This is a genomic window from Extibacter sp. GGCC_0201 (assembly GCF_017566055.1).
GTDB lineage: Bacteria > Bacillota > Clostridia > Lachnospirales > Lachnospiraceae > Extibacter.
On record NZ_JABFCH010000064.1, the window covers coordinates 1 to 802 of the forward strand.

Consider the following 802-nt stretch of genomic DNA (forward strand, 5'->3'; position numbering starts at 1 on the left):
ATCCTCTGTCACTTTAGGCACGGAAGTCGTATTATCACTGTTCAGATAATACGTATGGTGGTCTGCGGCATTATCATATGTCTCAGCAAATTTGCTGAATACGATATTGGTCCCGATTATCGCCTTCGTGCTTTTCGAGTCGGAAGCGGTATCCAGATAGGAAAGCCCCGGTGCTTCTACATCCTGCAGATACTTGTTTACGTGCCCTGTTACGAAGCTGCCCTCCACGTTCTCGCCTGGCTTATAGTTGAGCTTGATGTTCAATTCCAGCTTCGCCGTGTACATAAGCAGTTCCAGACGCTCCTGCTCATCCGCGTTCAGGCCCTTCCCCTCTTTCCAGATGTCTAGCAGGTCGGCCGAATCACGACGGTAATAATCGGCAAGGCTGACCGTGTCCCCCGGTCTGAAGTAGTCTGTGCCCTCTTTGTTCTTGTACAGCGTCTTCACGACCTTTTCCGGATCCAGGAAAGGGTTATCTTTTGCCTTGATTTCTATGGTGAACCCGACAAATGTCTCCCCCTCCCGTTTAGGCGCCTTGAAGCCGTCTGAAAAAACGATCCTGTTATTATCCTCCAGAAGGTCGAAGCTCCCGTCTCCCTTCACGATTACGTTATCCGGATTATTTTGGTCCACAAATTCAGCATTATTTACTATCTGTCCGCTTATTTTCTCCGTCGTTATATCGATAGCCCGCTGGCTGTGCTTTCCGTCTTTATCAACGACCCGCATGAACAGGACATATTGGAACGGGCTGATCTCGCCTCTGTTTTTAAAGTCCTCATTGAACCAGGAGTAGCTGCCC

General features: G+C 49.1%; 1 protein-coding gene. It reads right to left on the reverse strand.

The window, feature by feature from the left end:
• Positions 1-802, reverse strand: an 802-nt coding sequence (locus HJV72_RS18760; protein ID WP_208073373.1) for a hypothetical protein, incomplete at both ends; no start/stop codon positions are given.